Annotated in this window: 14 protein-coding genes; 8 read left to right on the top strand and 6 right to left on the bottom strand. The window is 54.3% G+C overall.

Annotation, left to right across the window (positions count from 1 at the left end; all coding sequences use genetic code 11):
• The first annotated feature begins 15 nt into the window (after positions 1-15).
• Positions 16-990, top strand: coding sequence for an alpha-ketoacid dehydrogenase subunit beta (locus tag IE065_RS05215; protein WP_189512554.1), 975 nt, complete (start codon positions 16-18; stop codon positions 988-990).
• A gap of 56 nt (positions 991-1,046) precedes the next feature.
• On the opposite strand, the gene IE065_RS05210 is transcribed toward IE065_RS05215, so the two are convergent.
• From IE065_RS05210 to pspF, 3 genes are all read right to left on the bottom strand, one after another.
• Entirely contained in the window at positions 1,047-1,304 is a 258-nt protein-coding gene (locus tag IE065_RS05210; RefSeq protein ID WP_229792060.1) for a hypothetical protein, read from the bottom strand.
• Between the two features lie 80 nt (positions 1,305-1,384).
• Positions 1,385-2,383 (bottom strand): hydroxyacid dehydrogenase, encoded by a 999-nt coding sequence (locus tag IE065_RS05205; protein WP_189512547.1) that lies wholly within the window; start codon positions 2,381-2,383, stop codon positions 1,385-1,387.
• A gap of 124 nt (positions 2,384-2,507) precedes the next feature.
• On the bottom strand, positions 2,508-3,530 hold the full coding sequence (pspF, locus tag IE065_RS05200) for a phage shock protein operon transcriptional activator (protein WP_189512544.1): 1,023 nt from the start codon (positions 3,528-3,530) through the stop codon (positions 2,508-2,510).
• A gap of 216 nt (positions 3,531-3,746) precedes the next feature.
• Here pspF and pspA point away from each other — a divergent pair, with 216 nt between their 5' ends.
• Genes pspA through pspC form a run of 3 tightly spaced genes read left to right on the top strand, consistent with a single transcriptional unit; the run spans position 3,747 to position 5,073 of the window.
• A complete protein-coding gene (pspA, locus tag IE065_RS05195; RefSeq protein ID WP_189512541.1) occupies positions 3,747-4,415 on the top strand; it encodes a phage shock protein PspA in 669 nt (222 codons plus the stop codon).
• Positions 4,416-4,456: 41 nt separating this feature from the next.
• Positions 4,457-4,699, top strand: a complete 243-nt coding sequence (locus tag IE065_RS05190; protein WP_189512538.1) for a hypothetical protein — start codon at positions 4,457-4,459, stop codon at positions 4,697-4,699.
• Positions 4,696-5,073, top strand: coding sequence for an envelope stress response membrane protein PspC (gene pspC / locus IE065_RS05185; protein ID WP_189512535.1), 378 nt, complete (start codon positions 4,696-4,698; stop codon positions 5,071-5,073). The genes IE065_RS05190 and pspC overlap by 4 nt, the downstream gene beginning before the upstream one ends.
• A 220-nt stretch (positions 5,074-5,293) precedes the next feature.
• Here pspC and IE065_RS05180 read toward each other — a convergent pair whose 3' ends face one another.
• Both IE065_RS05180 and IE065_RS05175 read right to left on the bottom strand, forming a co-directional pair.
• Entirely contained in the window at positions 5,294-7,207 is a 1,914-nt protein-coding gene (locus tag IE065_RS05180; RefSeq protein WP_189512532.1) for a propionyl-CoA synthetase, read from the bottom strand.
• Between the two features lie 152 nt (positions 7,208-7,359).
• Positions 7,360-8,130, bottom strand: a complete 771-nt coding sequence (locus IE065_RS05175; RefSeq protein WP_189512529.1) for a PEP-CTERM sorting domain-containing protein — start codon at positions 8,128-8,130, stop codon at positions 7,360-7,362.
• 205 nt (positions 8,131-8,335) lie between these two features.
• On the opposite strand from IE065_RS05175, the gene gcvPA reads away from it, so the two are divergent.
• From gcvPA to IE065_RS05155, 4 genes are read left to right on the top strand one after another with little or no spacing between them, the layout of a single operon-like run.
• Positions 8,336-9,703 carry an aminomethyl-transferring glycine dehydrogenase subunit GcvPA gene (gene gcvPA, locus IE065_RS05170; protein WP_189512526.1) on the top strand — a complete coding sequence of 456 codons (1,368 nt, stop codon included), beginning with the start codon at positions 8,336-8,338 and terminating at the stop codon, positions 9,701-9,703.
• A gap of 56 nt (positions 9,704-9,759) precedes the next feature.
• Entirely contained in the window at positions 9,760-11,220 is a 1,461-nt protein-coding gene (gcvPB, locus tag IE065_RS05165; protein WP_189512523.1) for an aminomethyl-transferring glycine dehydrogenase subunit GcvPB, read from the top strand.
• Positions 11,221-11,235: 15 nt separating this feature from the next.
• A complete protein-coding gene (locus IE065_RS05160) occupies positions 11,236-11,670 on the top strand; it encodes a response regulator (protein ID WP_189512520.1) in 435 nt (144 codons plus the stop codon).
• Positions 11,667-13,778 carry a methyl-accepting chemotaxis protein gene (locus IE065_RS05155; protein WP_189512517.1) on the top strand — a complete coding sequence of 704 codons (2,112 nt, stop codon included), beginning with the start codon at positions 11,667-11,669 and terminating at the stop codon, positions 13,776-13,778. Before IE065_RS05160 ends, IE065_RS05155 begins: the two co-directional genes overlap by 4 nt.
• 17 nt (positions 13,779-13,795) lie before the next feature.
• On the opposite strand, the gene alr is transcribed toward IE065_RS05155, so the two are convergent.
• On the bottom strand, positions 13,796-14,968 hold the full coding sequence (gene alr, locus IE065_RS05150; RefSeq protein WP_189512514.1) for an alanine racemase: 1,173 nt from the start codon (positions 14,966-14,968) through the stop codon (positions 13,796-13,798).
• Positions 14,969-15,006: the final 38 nt, after the last annotated feature.

Below are 15,006 nucleotides of genomic sequence, written 5' to 3'. Positions count from 1 at the left end.
TAAATAAGCCAGACCATGCCGCTAATCACTTACCGCCAAGCCGTCAAAGACGCGCTTGCTGAAGAAATCGCCCGCGATCCCAACGTCTTCGTTATGGGTGAAGAAGTCGCCCAGTATAACGGAGCCTATAAAGTCACTGAGGGCCTCTGGGATAAATTTGGTGACAAACGCCTCGTCGACGCCCCCATCAGTGAAGCTGGCTTCGTCGGACTGGGCATCGGCGCGTCCATGCTTGGCCTGCGCCCCGTCATGGAATTCATGTTCTGGAGCTTCTGCTACGTCGCCTTCGACCAACTCCTTAACAACGGCTCGTTCTGCCGCTATATGTCCGGTGGTCTGATGAACATCCCGATTGTTGTCCGTGGCCCCGCCAACGGCGGCACCAATGTCGGCGCGACGCACTCTCATACGCCCGAAAATCTTTGCGCCAACCATCCTGGCATCAAGGTCGTTTGCCCATCCAACGCTTACGACGCCAAGGGTCTCATGAAGACCGCGATCCGCGACAATGACCCCGTCTTTGTCATGGAAAGCACTGTCCTCTACGGTCAGAAGTGGGAAGTGCCTGAAGAGGAATACCTGATCCCCATGGGCAAGGCCAATATCCTCAAGGAGGGCAAGGACATCTCCCTGATCGCCCACGGTCGCGCCGCGATCACCTCATTGGAAGCCGCAGGCATTCTTGCTGAGAAGTACGACATCGACGCCGAAGTCATCGATCTACGCTCAATTCGCCCACTCGACGTCGAAACCATCCTGGCCAGCGTCAAGAAGACCAACCGCGTCGTCTACATCGAAGAAAACAAGCCCTTCTGCGGCGTTGGAGCTCAGATCGCCAGCATCATCCAAGACGAAGCCTTCGACCACCTTGATGCCCCCGTCAAGCGTGTCAGCGCCATTGATGCACCGCAGATCTACTCCATGCCTCTGGAAAAAATCCAGATTCCTGACGCCGCTCGCATTGTCAAGAAGGCCTTGGAAATCTGCTAACGCATTCGAATTCAATTTTGCTACACTAAGCTCGGCCTTTTGCGCCGAGCTTTTTTTTACGACTGCTCCGAGCCAAAGTATTCGTCGTCGATTTGTTTCAGCCGCTTTCGCTGGTAGGCACCATACAGCACGTAAACCAATAGTAAGACGGGCCATAGATAGTTCACATAGCGAACCCAGAGATTTCCTTTAAAGGCAAGACCGCCCAGTTCCTTGGAAAGCTCTGCAATCTCCTCGTCATCTAAATCATAATAGTAGTCTTCATCCGAAACCACATATGCTTTGTGCCAGGTGACAACTGGAATATAGAACAATCGCACCGCCTACGACACACTCTATAAAGACACTACATAACTGGAAAGTGGTGCGCGCTTAGGCGTCAGGCAACTGGCAGCTAGGCCAAAGTAGCAGCGCGTTCGCGGTTGATCTCCCAACGAGTTGGCTGATCGTCAATCATACGGTCGTATTCGGCGATCATGAATTGCGCCATGCGGCGGCATTCATCCCCGATTGAACCAGCAATATGAGGAGTGAGCACCACATTGGGTAGCGTGTAGAATGGCGATCCATTCTTCGGCGGTTCAGGATAGGTTACATCCAGAATCGCAGTGATGTCAGGGCGCTCGGTTAGCACACTGATTAAGCCCTCTTCATCCACTACTGCACCACGGGCAGTGTTGATGAAGCTAGCCGAAGGTTTCATTGAAGCGAAATGCTCACGGCGCAGCATTTTCACAGTCTGGGGCAGCCACGGCGTGTGGCAGGTAACCACGTCCGCTCGAGAAAAGACCTCTTCCAGCGAACAGATTTTAACACCCATCTCATGTGCGTCCTCTTGGCTCACAAACGGATCATAAGCAATAATCTCCACATCCAGCGTGCGTAAACGATCAACGACCAGTCGGCCAATTTGCCCCAGGGAAAGAAGCCCCACTGTTGAGCCATATGCGCCCGGCACCCGATCAGAGATGTATTGCTGACGAGCGAAGGATTGCTCTTTCCATACTTGGCGGATGGTAGGCCACGCCCGCTTCAAGCAAAGAATGATCTGTGCAAAAGTGTATTCTGCCACGGGGAAAGCATTCGCTCCCCAGGCGCTAAACAAACGAACGCCACTCTCCCAAAATGCATCGCTGGTAAAAGCTTTAACCGAGCCTGCTGCATAAAAAACCGCCTTCAAATTAGGCATGGCCCGCATAAATCCCTCATCCATCATGGGCATACCCCATGTGCCAAAGATATAGTTCGCTTCCGCTAAGATTGAGGGATCATTCAACACATCGCTTTGCGGCAACTTCGTCACCGACAATCGCTCTTCAAGCATCCCACACTCTTTCGGTCCGTAGACAACATCGATCCGGTGATTCATTCCGGTGATTATGGCTTTGTTCATCTTATTAATATTTTGTGGAGCATTATTCGCACTTGGCAATCCTCATCATGATAACAGCCACCGACAATAAAGGCATTCATATAGAACGCCCATTTTAAGCACAAAACCAGCCTGTGGGAATCCGCTAAAGCCGTCCAGCATGCTTCTTTAGCAAGCGGCGCAACTGATGATAACCGATGCCCAACAACTCCGATGCCCGACCCTGATGCCCCTGTGTCCGGCGCAATGCCTCCGCCACATGACGCACCTCCACCTGCTCCAAAGCCTCAGTAAGCGACCTATCAAAATCAACATCCGCCGCGGCGCTTTCCGGCGAAGATTTTGTAGAGGAGTCCGGTAATCGCATCTCAGGGGCCGGCGCTGCCAAGCGACTCGTCCATGGCGTATCAAATGGATCGAAATCTACGTTTTCCACGACAGATTCCTCCGCTTCCAGACGATAAACCGCGCGCTCAACGACATTCTTCAGCTCACGAATATTGCCTGGCCAATCATGGCTCTCCAATGCCCGCCGCGCTACTACGGAAAATTCTGGCACCGAGCGATCCAGCTCATTCGCCATGCGGGCGGCAAAGTGATCCGCTAACAATCTAACATCGCCACGGCGCACACGTAGCGGCGGCAACACCAACACCTCAAAGGTAAGCCGATCCAGCAAGTCTGGCAAAAATTTACCCACCCGAGCAAGCGCCGGAAGGTCTGCGTTGGTGGCAGCAACCAGCCGCACATCCACGTTCACGGGCTCACTGCCCCCTACCCGCTCAAATACGCCATATTCCACTACGCGTAGGATTTTACGCTGCACCTCAAGGGGGGCCTGCCCAAGCTCATCGAGGAAAAACGTGCCACCATCCGCAGCTTCAAAACGCCCTTCGCGCCGCCTCGCCGCCCCAGTAAAGGCACCCTGCTCATGGCCAAAAAGCTCGCTCTCCAACACCCCAGGGCTAAGCGCAGCGCAGTTCAGCGCAGCCAGCGGCCCATCCCAGCGGCTCGATAGAAAATGCAACCGCCGAGCGGCGAGCTCCTTACCGGTTCCACGCTCGCCCACGAGTAAAATTGGCCGATCAATCGGCGCAGCCCGGCTCAGACGAGACTGAAATTCCAGAAAAACATCAGATTCTCCTAAAGGCTCCTCCGGCTCGATCATTCCGCTAAATATTTAGCGAAATAATTTAATAATCAATCATTTTCGATAATTACATATACCTGTGAATCAAGCCCATAAATCATTTATCACATTGATATAGAATAACTTAAAGATCACAAAAAGGATTTGGCACGGTAAATTCTATAGGAAGGGAAGTAAACCGAAGAAAAACTTAGAAAACGAACACCTAAACTTAATTCAAAAACTAATACGACCATGGGCATATTCTCCCGATTCCGCGATATCGTCAGCTCAAACCTCAACTCCATGTTGGATAAGGCTGAAGATCCTGAAAAACTCCTGAAGCTCGTCATCCGCGAGATGGAAGACACACTCGTCGAGCTCAAAGCCTCTTGCGCCGGTTGCATGGCCGAGCGTTCTAAAGTGGAGCGTGGCCGCCTTGAGGCTGAATCACGCGTCAATGATTGGTCCGCCAAAGCTGAGCTGGCACTGAGCAAAGGCCGCGAAGACCTCGCCCGCGAAGCACTCTTGGAAAAACGCGCCTACACCGACCGCGTTGGAAAGCTGACCGCCGAAACGACTCAGCACGAGGAAGTCGTCGCCCAGTATCAGAGCGACATTAACGAACTGGAAGCCAAGCTCAATCAAGCACGTGACAAGCAACGCGTCCTGCTTCAGCGCCACGAGCATGCCACCCAGAAGAAGCGAGCGCAAGGCGACATCCGCAAGTTCAACGTCAAGAACACCGCTGCCAAATTCGAGCAGTTTGAAAACCGCATTGATCGCTTGGAGGCCGAGGCCGATTTGGTAAACCCAAAAACCAAGCCATCACTCGATGATGAATTCTCCCGCCTCGCGCAAGACGATGCGATCGAAGCTGAGCTGGCTGGCTTGAAAGAAAAAATGGCGACCGCCAAGAAGTAATCCGCCTCGCCTTTTGGCCCTGGCTCAACTAAAGTACCCACATGACACTAACCGCCATATTGATCCTTACTGGCATCGGCATCCCGGTTCTCTGCGGCTCGGCTATTGCAATCGCCGCTATCTTCAAGGGAAGTTCGGCGATCACATCCAAAAACCTGTCCACCGACGAGACACGGATTTTGCAGGAAATCCATCAAGGCTTAACCCGAATGGAAAAGCGTATTGAGGCCCTCGAAACCATCGTTATCGAAAACGAAAAGCACCGCGAACATTCTGAATTATGAAACCACCTTCTCTCCCACTTTACCGCTCCCGTAACGGCTGGCTGCTCGGCGTCTGTCAGGGCATGGCGGATTGGCGTCAAGTACCCGTGCTCTGGGTCCGGCTCGCAGTCTTCATCACAATCATGTTAACGGGCTTCTGGCTCGGCTTGGCGATCTACGTCATCGTCGGGCTGCTGCTTAAGCCCGCCCCTGTTCTGCCCACTTCCAATGACGAAGAACAGGAGTTTTACGCCAGCATTTCCACTTCACGTCGGCAGGCCCTCGGCCGCCTCCAGCGCACCTTTGAACAACTCGATCGTCGAACTCGCCGACTCGAACACGCCGTGACTAGCTCTGAATACGATTGGCAGCGGCGTCTCAACTCCGGAAAGTAGCCCCCCCCCTCGAAGTGATATTGATTAAATAATTGCGGGAACAAATCCACCACTGGAGTCTCTTACGTAAACTTTCCGGGGCTTCGGCCCTTTAGCCATAAAGCAGTCCGGAGCTAAATACTCCGGGCTGTCTAGCTTCAAAAAGCCCTAGATTCACTTACGCCGGCAGCACGAGGCCTCCGGGCCGGAATGAATTCACAAGAGCTTCAACCCATGGAGACTAACTTCGCTGTTGAGCGTAGCCAATGGGTTTGAGCGCATCAGCGATTTCGCTCAAAATTGCGGGATCGTCGATGGTGGCCGGAATCTTAAAGTCATCGCCATCGGCAATCTTACGCATACTGGCGCGAAGTATTTTGCCAGAGCGTGTCTTCGGCAACCGAGCGACAACCACAGCGCTCTTGAAGGCAGCAACTGGGCCAATCTCCGCCCTCACCTTTTGAACGACTTCCTTGACGATATCCGCATGCGGGCGATCAACACCTGACTTGAGCACGATCAGGCCAAGCGGCAGCTCTCCTTTCAGCTCATCCCACACACTGATCACCGCGCACTCAGCGATATCGGGATGGCTGGCCAACACTTCCTCCATCGCTCCCGTGGACAAACGATGACCAGCAATATTGATAATGTCATCGATCCGCCCCATGACCCATAGGTAGCCATCGGCATCCTGATAACCCGCATCACCAGACAAATAATAGCCGGGATACGGATCGAGGTAGTATTCCTTAAAATGGCGCTCATTCTGCCAGAGCGTCGGCAAAGACCCCGGCGGCAACGGCAGGCGGACGCAAATGTTGCCCATTGTATCAGGAGAGACCTCATTTCCGTCCACATTAAGCACACGAACATCGTAACCCGGCGCGGCCTTCGTCGCGGAGCCCGGTTTGACGGAAAATGGCTCAATGCCCAAGCAGTTTGCCGCAATGGCCCAACCCGTTTCAGTCTGCCACCAGTGGTCGACCACTGGCACGCCCAACTGCTGCTCTGCCCAGACTAGGGTATCCGGATCACAACGTTCACCCGCCAGGAACAAAGCGCGAAGCTGATTTTTCCCATACATTTTAATGAGCTCTCCCGTTGGGTCCACACGCCTAATCGCACGGAAAGCCGTGGGTGCAGTGAACAATGTCGAGACGTTATGCTCGGCCACCACGCGCCAGAAAACTCCCGCGTCGGGTGTACCCACTGGCTTGCCCTCAAAGAGCACCGTCGTGCAGCCTTGCAGTAGCGGGCCGTAAACAATGTACGAATGACCAACGACCCAACCAACATCTGACGCCGCCCAATAGACTTCGCCCGGCTTGACGTTATAAACATACTCCATGCTCCACTTCATGGCGACTGCATGCCCCCCGTTGTCCCGGACAATGCCCTTGGGAACGCCTGTCGAGCCACTGGTGTAGAGAATGTAAAGCGGGTCAGTTGCCTCGACAGACACACAGGCGGCGGGCTCAGCATTGGCCATTTCCTCCGCCCAATCCAAGTCACGCCCTAAGGTGAGCATGGCCATGGTTTGAGGACGTTGAAGTATGATGCAGCGATTAGGCTTCACTGTCGCCATATGGATCGCCTCATCAAGCATCGGCTTATACTCAACGACGCGGTTGGTCTCGATGCCGCAAGATGCGGAAACAATAAGCTTGGGCCGAGCGTCGTTGATGCGCTTGGCCAGCTCGTTGGGCGCAAAACCACCGAAAACCACGGAGTGGATTGCCCCAAGACGCGCACAGGCTAGCATCGCAATGACCGTCTCAGGAACCATCGGCATGTAGATCAAAACACGGTCGCCCTTCACCACACCCTGCGCGGCAAGCACCCCAGCAAAACGCGCGGTCTTGTCTCGTAGCTCATTATAGGAATAGCGACGAATAGTATTGGTGACGGGGCTATCGTAAATTAGCGCCAACTGCTCCCCACGACCTTCATCAATATGTCGGTCGATGCAATTGTAGCAGGTGTTGAGCTTGCCTCCCGAAAACCAGCGGTAGAATGGCGGGAGGGAGGTATCAAGCACCTTGTTAAAAGGGCGATCCCAGACAATAGCCTGAGCGGCTTCACCCCAGAATCCATCTGGGTCGTCGATAGATTGACGATGAACCTCGGAGTAGGATCGGGCGGGAGACAGCATAATTTATGCGGGGGGGGAGAAATGGCGGATTGGGTAAAAAAAGCATCAGCACTCAGTAACCAGTCGGGGTGGTCAATGCTTGATCACGCATCTTTGAGGCCTATCGCCCTGTAAACAGTCATCTCATACAGGTGCTCCATTGCAGAAGCAATTTAACGCTTCTGGTGACGACGCTGGATAACTGCCATGAGCACGACCACGCCCAAAAGCATGCCGTAGGTCGCGGGCTCGGGGATAGAAATAGCGGCCGCATCCAGCAAGACGTGGGTGTTCGCCCCCACCAAAGTCTGTTGGATATAGGCGATGTTCAAGACATCGTTGTCATTATCGGCAACTGCCGTCAGCTGATAGATTCCAGACTGCTTAAACGTCGAAACAGGAGCTGAAAACTCGTCATTAGTATAGTCACTGGCACCACTTAGACTCGCCGTAAAAAGCCCCGCTGAAGTACCACCCGTTTCCGTATTGTATTGAGACCCCCATATCGTAATCAGGTAGGCCGTCCCCGCATTCGGCAAGGTAATATCTAGGGATACTCCGGCCCCAACTGTATTCAACAGCGTATTAAAGATACCGCTCACGTTGTTGGTGGTACCACTTTCTGGAGATGTCCCATTGGTATAAGAAAAATCTGCGGTTGTATCAGAGTTGGAACCGCGCAAGGAGCCTCCGCCAATGGCGACTGGTGTTGCAATTAACGTTGCCGAGAGCATACTATTGGCTGGAACGCCAGTCGTCGGGTTACTGCTCGTATTCCAATATGCCCAGTCGAGATCCCCAGCCGTAGTCAGGTCGTAAACGGTTGTGCCATCGATGGCAGAGAAGGAGCCCATCAGAGTGGCTGCATTAGCAGATGCCGTCATCGCAAGGCCAGCAATGAGAAACTTGAAGGTGTTACAATTGAAATTAAGGTATTGAGACATGATGTAAAATTGGGTGTCTGATTATAAGTAGTATGGAGCAAAATGAATCGAATTGAAATGCAGAAATCGCCCACATAGTTACATAGTTTGAAAATCTACACTATGCCCATAATTCCATTCGGACATCAGGGGTGAGCCAGAAGCTCCAATTAGCGCGGCAGGTCCATCCTTGACCTTACGCTAATAATCGGGAGATTTACACGATATGTCCGACGCCATCTTGACTGGATATAATGTGCACACCGAGGAGGATCGCCAAAAGATGCTCGCCGCGATGGGCAAATCCACCATTGCCGACCTCTTTACGGAAGTGCCGGAGCATCTCAGAGTATCGGGCCTGCTTGACCTCCCCCCCCCCCTCAATGAGTGGGAACTGGAGCGTCATCTCCGCGACCTCGCCAACCAGAACGCCACCACACTCGACACGTTGAGCTTCCTCGGGGCCGGGGCCTACGAGCATTTCGTGCCATCCGTCATCGACGCCATTGCGACCCGGGGCGAATTTCTGACCGCTTACACGCCCTATCAGCCCGAAATGGCGCAAGGCATCCTCCGATTCCTGCACGACTTTCAGCTCACGATCAGCAAATTCCTCGGCCTCCCCGCAGTGAACTGCTCCGTCTACGACGGTGCCACCGCACTCGCAGAAGCCGCCTGGATGACCTGTCGTATCACGGGCAAGCGCCGCATTGTGGTCTCGGCAAGCCTTTGGCCGGACTACCGCAACGTGCTCGAAACGTATTTACGCGGCCGCGGGGTAAACCTCATCACCGCCCCCACCGACGAGGCCACGGGCCAAATTGACGAAGCCGCGCTGGCGACACTCATCGACGAAGAAACGGCATCCTTCCTTTTCCAATCACCGAATCGCTTTGGCGTGGTCGAACCGATGACCCGTATCGGCCAGCTCGTCAAGGAGCACGACTGCCTGAACGTGATGGCGAGCTACCCGATGATTTTCGGGCTGATGAAAAATCCCGGCCAAGCGGAGGTCGACATCGCCGTATGCGAGGGACAATGTCTCGGCCTACACCTGAACGCCGGTGGGCCTTACCTGGGCATCATTGCCACCAAGACCGAGTATGAGATGCACCTGCCCGGTCGCATTGTGGGCCAGTGCACGGACCTCAAAGGCGAAGAAGCCCTAGCCCTCGTCAAGGAAGAGCGCGAGCAACACGTCGCCCGCCACGAGGCCACGAGCCACATCTGCTCGAACCAAGCCAACCTCGCGCTGCGGGCCTTGATTTATCTTTGCCTGATAGGCGAACAGGGCTTCCGCAATGTCGCCGACCTCTGCGTCCAGAAGGCACATTATCTGGAAGAAAAACTGACCGCACTGGGGGGGGTATCGCGCGTCCACACCGGCCCATTTTTCAACGAATTCCTGCTCACGCTACCGAAGCCAGCAACCGAAATTCTCGCCACCCTACGCGAACAGGATATCTTCGGGGGCGTAGCTGTGACTGACCTCGACCCCGCCGCACCAGACAATCAGCTCTTAATCGCCGTAACCGAAACCAAAACCAAGGCTGACCTCGATAGAATGGTCGAGTGCCTCGCAGCAGCATTGTAGTGTCATCCCGAAGAGGCAGCTTTCGTCTCCTTCGTGGTTAACTAAATTCCCAATCCATGACCCCCAAATCCATTTTCAAAAAGTCTCGGCCCAACGTCAGTGGCGCGAGCATTGTTGATGCTGATTTCCAGCTCGGCGAAAGTATTGGCGTTTGCTGTGAGGCGGAAGACTTGCGCGATGCGCCGATAGGCTTGCCGGAGTTGTCCGAGATCGACGTTGTCCGCCACTTCACGAACCTGAGCCGTCAGGCGCACGGAGTGGACAACGGGCCGTATCCGCTGGGCTCGTGCACGATGAAATATAATCCCAAGCGCAACGACAAGCTCGCGATGTTGGATGGCTTTGGGAAAGTCCACCCATACCAGCCGAGCGACTCAATGCCCGGCGTATGGTCGATGCTGTGGAATTTGCAGACCGCCATTGCCGAGATCACCGGGATGGACGCGGTCACGCTTCAACCTGCGGCTGGCGCACATGGCGAGTTCACGGGCTTGCTCGTAATGAAGAAGCATTTTGAGAAGCTCGGGCAAACTAACCGCAAGGTGATCCTGATCCCGGACACCGCGCACGGCACCAACCCCGCCAGTGCGGCTATGTGCGGCTTTACCTGCAAGATCATTGCGACCAATTCCAAGGGACTCATGGACCTCGACGCCTTCGAAGCGCACCTTGATGAAAATGTCGCGGGCCTGATGATTACGAATCCGTCGACGCTGGGACTGTTCGAGGAAAACATCGAACACATCGCCAAGCGCATTCACGATAACGGCTCGCTGCTCTACTACGACGGCGCGAATCTCAACGCCATCATGGGCCTCATCCGCCCGGGCGACATGGGCTTCGACATCATCCACATCAACACGCACAAGACGCTCTCGACTCCCCACGGCGGCGGAGGTCCTGGCGCTGGACCCTGCGGCGTGAAGGCATTTTTGGAACCGTATTTACCGACGCCAGTAGTCCGCCCGATCGACGGCGTGCCCGCACCAGACTGCAATCGCCCAGAATCCGTCGGCAAGGTCAAGATGCACTTCGGTCACGTCGAGGTGCTCGTCCGTGCGTATTGCTATATCTTGGCCAACGGCGCGATCGGCTTGAAAACGGCGACCGAAAACGCCGTGCTCAATGCGAACTACATGAAGCATCAGCTCGCTGATTTGCTGCCCGCTGCCTTCCCACAAAACTGCATGCACGAGTGCCTGCTACATGGCGGATCGCTCAAGGTGCGTGGGGCGGACTTTGTGAAGCGTCTGATCGACTTCGGTGTGCATCCTCCAACGCTTGTTGGCGCGGGCTGCGTCCACTTCGCAGAAGAATTTGACGAGGCCATGCTGATCGAGCCCACCGAAACCGAGAGCATCGAATCCCTTGATTTCGTCATCGAACAATTTCGTAAAGTCGCCCGCGAAGCCGCCGTTGCTCCATATATGATCGAGACCGCACCTCACTCCGCTAGCACCGCCAAAATCATCCACAACGAAGCGGTCTGGATGAGCATCTACGACCCCAACGATTAAAATATTTTCCGCCTAATGCACCTCCCCCCCTTTGAACCGAAGAAAGCGCGTATCCTCGTCGTCGAGGATACGAATATGATGCGTATTATGATGATGCGCCACCTCAGCCAAGCCGGCTATGAACACGTCGAATCGGTGGAGGATGGCCAGCAGTGCCTGGATTACATTGCTGAACATCCGGTGGACCTCATCTTGCTCGATATTCAAATGCCCGTACTCAATGGCTACGAAGCGCTCAAGGCAATCAAGGCGAACCCCGCTTACAAGGACATCGCCGTGATCATGGTCACCGCGGTAGATAATATTGAAAGCGTCGCGCAATGCATTTCCGACGGGGCTGAGGACTACATGGCAAAGCTCTTCAACCCAATCCTACTCACGGCAAAAATCGACACCTCCCTCGAGCTACGACATCTCCGGATGGCCGTCGCAGCGGATCAATCCTCATGAAGCTACCGGCGCTCAGTTTTCGCAGTCTCCGCTCCCAGATCATTGTCTGCATTGCGCTACCGGTTATTGCTACGATTGCGCTCATCTCTTACATCCTACTGACCGAGTTCTACGAACAGTTAAAGAACGGCGCACTCACCAACATCAACCTGACCACCGAAAAAGCGTCGGACGAAATTGATAAAGCCAACTTGGAGTCCATTACCCTACCCAAAACAATGGCCATTGCTCAGCAGAATGGCATGTTTGGCCATCGCGAGGACTCCATTCACTACGCTCAGGAAATTCTGAAACTACACCCGCAGTTGACAGGGGCCTACTTCGGCTATGAGCCCAACGCGGATGGCCAAGACCACGAGTTCATCGGCTCAGTCGATGAAGAATTCGCCAAGGCCGTCGACGAAACAGGCCGCTTCCTGCCCTACTGGTATCGTGACCACGAGAACGATTCCAACATCTTGCTGACTCCGCTGGTCGACATGGAAACCAGCTTTTATTATCAGGGTGTCAAAAACCGCGCACTGGGTGACTCCGAGCTAAAAAACATCGGCTTCGCCACCGAGCTCAGCAAGCACTATGTGCCACAGAAAGTAGACCGTCACACATCAACGAACGAACTGGCCATGGTCACCGAGCCCTACGACTATGAGGGCAAGCTCATCGTGGAGCAGACTTATCCCATCATCATTGACGACGAGTTTAAGGGCATTGCCGGTGTCGACCGCGCACTCGCATTTTTGCAAAGCTATCTAGAAGAGCTTAAGCCTTACAAGACCGCGGAATTCATCTTGATCAGCCGCCGCGGGCGCATCATTGCCGCAACGATGGACAGTAAATTGAAAAGCAAGCGCGTCGAGGACTTGGACATCAGTGATACGCTGCTGAAGTTCTATAAAATGTCGCTTGATTCCAATATTCTTTTAGTAAAAGAGCCCGACGGCGAGGAGCGTTTCTACGACTCGGTTAAAATCGAAACCGGAAAATGGACGCTCGTAATGAGTGTCGCCAAAAGCGAAATCTACGCACCTCTCAACCGCCACGTCGCCTATATGGCAACGGTGTCAATCATCGGACTAATCATCACGCTGGTGGTCATGGTCTGGCTCGCAAATTCCATTTCCCGCCGCATCTCCCACGCTGCCATCTTGGCCAGTCGCGTGGCCGATGGCGACCTGACCGCCAAAGTCGCCGTCACGGGCAATGATGAAGCTGGAGTGTTACTACGCGCGATCAAGACCATGATCAGTAACCTCAACACGCTCATCGGTCAGGTGAAAGGCTCTAGTGTCCAACTGTCCGCAACGGCTACTAAAATTTCCGCCAACGCCAAGCAACAGGAAACCGCCGTCAATGAATTTGAAACCTCGACGAATTCCATTGCCGCAGCGGTGAAGGAAATTTCCACGACCTCACAGGAGCTCTCGAACACCATGAGCGATGTGACCTCGAGCGCCAACGAAACTGCCGCACTAGCAGATTCTGGGCGCAAAAGTCTGGAAGATATGGAGACGGTTATGGGCAAGCTCGCCGAGGCCAATGCCGCAATTTCCACAAAGCTTTCCGTGATCAGCGACCGCGCAAAAAACGTCAACCGCGTCATCACCACGATCACCACCGTGGCCGATCAAACGAATTTGCTTTCACTCAATGCCGCAATTGAGGCGGAGAAAGCTGGCGAATATGGCTTGGGCTTTTCTGTGGTCGCGCGCGAAATTCGCCGCCTGTCCGACCAGACCGCTGTCGCCACGCTGGACATTGAGCAGATGATCAAGGAAATGCATTCCTCGGTGGCCAGCGGGGTTGGTGAGATGGAGCACTTCAGTCAACAAATGAAGCAGAGCATGGGCGGCGTCCAAGCCGTCAGCAAGCAGCTCGTAGAAATCATTAAGCATGTTCAGGAGCTAACCACTCAGTTTGAATCAGTCCGCCAAGGCATGGACACACAGTCCATTGGTGCCAAACACATTGATCAGGCGATGCTCGGTCTTAAAGACGCTGCCCGCTCCACGACTTCATCCATCTTAGGCTTCAATCAAGCGACCCGCGAATTGCAGCAATCAGTTAAGGTTCTTCGCAGCGAAGTGGACAAGTTTGACGTGGATGCCTAAAATTGTGCCTATAACTATCACTGATCCCGCGTAGTCTTATATTGGCGAGGAACGCGCTTGGTGATCGAGCAAAAGATTTCCCAAGGAATATTGTCACACCAGTAGGCAAACTCTTCGACTGTGATGCGTTCGTGAGTCTCGCCGTCTTTTTGATGCTCAATGGTAACCGCCTGCGCGCCAATCATCGTAGCAATGTCTCCTGGGGCAGCTTCGGGTAGATCCGTTACGTCGACAATCGTCTGGTCCATCGTTACTCGACCAAGAACCGGGCAACGCCGGCCACGAATGAGTACCGATGCGCGGTTGCTCGCAGTCGTTGGGATGCCATCGCCGTAACCAGCAGTCAACACCGCGAGCTGGCTGCGACGGCGCAGCTTGTGCGTTTGCGAGTAACTAATCGGCACCCCAGAGGGCAGTTCCTTGACGATGCCAATACGCGCATGAAAGCTCAGAACGGGCTCTGGCTTGATACGATCCAGCAGCGAACCGCGATACGGTGCATGGCCGAACTGAAGCAAACCGACACGAACCGCGTTAAACGGGCTATCTGGCGCCAGTGTATCGAGACCCGCGCTATTGTCGGCATGGATCAGCAGTCGCTGGTCGGCGAGTTCAGGTAATTTATCAAGCAGTTGGAGAAACCGACGGCGTTGCAGCAGCGTGTAGTCTGGGTCGCTATCGGCGCTGGAAAAATGCGTAAAGACGCCCTCCAGCGCAATATTCTTGGCCGCAACGATTCGCTCGAACAACGGGCGCGCCTCGGTGTGCCAAATCCCCAAACGGCCCATGCCAGTATCAACTTTCAGGTGGACTCGGACCGGGCGCTTGTGCTTGCGGCCCAGCTTGTCCAGGCGCTCAACCTCTTCGGCGGTTGAGACTGTAGCCACCAGATCATAGTGCAGCAGATGGGCCTCTTCTTCGGGCAGCACGGCCCCCAAGACAAGTATCGGCCAGCCGGAGCCAATCTCACGCAATTCAGCAGCTTCGTAAACATTCGCAACAGCAAAGGCATCCGCCCCACTCTGCATCAGGCGAGCTACGGTTTGCGGCATTCCGTGGCCGTAAGCGTCTGCTTTGACCACGGCAACATAGCGGATATGCGATGGCAGCGCGGCCCGGATTTTTCCCAGGTTACGCTCCAAAGCGGCAAGATCAATCTCTGCCCAGCACCGATGCGTCGAGCCATTCATTCGTCTAAATCGTTACTCAAAACAGTGTTGGGCGCGAA

Source organism: Cerasicoccus arenae, assembly GCF_014651635.1.
GTDB classification, from domain to species: domain Bacteria; phylum Verrucomicrobiota; class Verrucomicrobiia; order Opitutales; family Cerasicoccaceae; genus Cerasicoccus; species Cerasicoccus arenae.
Note: the sequence above shows the minus strand (reverse complement) of the source record. Positions and strands in the feature narration are given on the sequence as shown.